General features: G+C 59.2%; 1 protein-coding gene. It reads right to left on the bottom strand.

Features of this window, described 5'->3' with window-relative positions; all coding sequences use genetic code 11:
- Positions 1–145 precede the first annotated feature (145 nt).
- Positions 146–1,119 (bottom strand): IS5 family transposase gene (locus HWY45_RS36180; protein ID WP_230946978.1). Its coding sequence is split into 2 segments (ribosomal slippage): positions 146–903 and positions 903–1,119, totalling 975 coding nucleotides; the frame shifts between segments, so codons are not numbered across the junction.
- Positions 1,120–1,465: the final 346 nt, after the last annotated feature.

Raw genomic sequence — 1,465 nt, 5'->3', positions numbered from 1 at the left:
ATGGACCGGCTCCCGGCACGATTGGAAGAGTGCGATGACGCAGTTCGCACTGCTTTACCCGGAACGATTCAACATCGGAGTCTGAATCTCAACCCGCCTCACACACGAAATTCCGGATACCTCCCCGAGGCCCGGTTCTCGCCCATTACAGGCGTACCTGTGCCATCAATCGTGTGCGCCACAGATAGACATTGGCCAGCGCCAGAGCAACGAAGGCGCGGTTTGCATTCTTTGCGAGCCCGCGATAGCGCACCTTCGTAAAGCCCCAAAGCCGCTTGACCACGGCGAATACGTGTTCGACGCGGGCCCGAATCTTCGACTTGTTGCGGTTCTTGCGGCGCGCCACCTCGTCGACTATGCCGTTGCGACGCGTGCGCTGATTCGTAAAATCGCGCGCGTTGGGCGCCTTGCCATGAATCAGTGCCTTTTGGCTCGCGTAAGCGTTGTCGCCGTAGACGCGCTGCTCCTGTCCATGCAGCAGTTGCGGCATCGCATGCTTGTCATGAACGTTGGCCGCCGTCACCACCGCGCTGTGAGCCAGGCCGCTCCGACTATCGACACCGATATGCAGTTTCATGCCGAAGTGCCAATTGCCGTTCTTCTTCGTCTGACGCATCTCGGGATCGCGCGCCTTCTGTTCATTCTTCGTCGAACCCGATGCCCCGATCAACGTGGCATCGACGATCGTGCCGCTATTGAGCTTCATGCCGCTGGCCTGCAGCACCCGTCCCATCTCTGCAAAGATTTGCTCGCCGAGCTTGTGCTTCTCGAGCAGGCGTCGGAACTTGAGCATCGTTGTCGCATCCGGCACCGCTTCACGGCCCAAGGCGATGCCCACGAAGCGGCGCAGGCTTGTGCTGTCATACAGCGCTTCCTCACAGGCAAGGTCGGCCAGATTGAACAGTGCTGAATGAAATGAATCCGCAGCATGCGCTCCAGACCAATTGGCGGGCGGCCGTTGCCGCGTTTCGGGTAGTGCGGTTCGATCAACGCACACAACGCCGCCCACGGCACGACCCGCTCCATCGTGTCCAGAAACTCATCGCGCCGCGTACGTTTGCGCTTCGTCTCGAGGCCTGCGCCATCGTCAGTCGCTACCGCCAGCGTTTGCTGTTTCATCGTTGTTTGCCTTGCTCGGGTCATGTCCACCGATCTATAACGGCTAGACCACGGAGACCGTGGACTTGTTCAGCATTGCCTTAACTATCTTTGCTTCAGATTATCTGGACGACCGAGGCCTGCTCACCATCGTTGTGGGCGGCTGCGCTGGCGTTGCAAGGCACGTGGGAGGCACGCACAAGTGATGACGGCTGCTGAGTTAGCACCGCAGCCATGGGTTGCTATATGAACGCGTCCCGTTTGCAACAGTTCTCGTGTGTTACGACAGACAGGATGGGCAGCAGCTCTATATCCGGCCTTGTTGCAGCCGGTACTGCCGCTGCGGGCCCCTATGAAATACGCTGAC

The sequence above is a fragment of the Burkholderia stagnalis genome (genome assembly GCF_902830275.1).
Classification (GTDB): domain Bacteria; phylum Pseudomonadota; class Gammaproteobacteria; order Burkholderiales; family Burkholderiaceae; genus Burkholderia; species Burkholderia stagnalis.
This window is presented reverse-complemented; position numbering and strand designations above follow the sequence as displayed.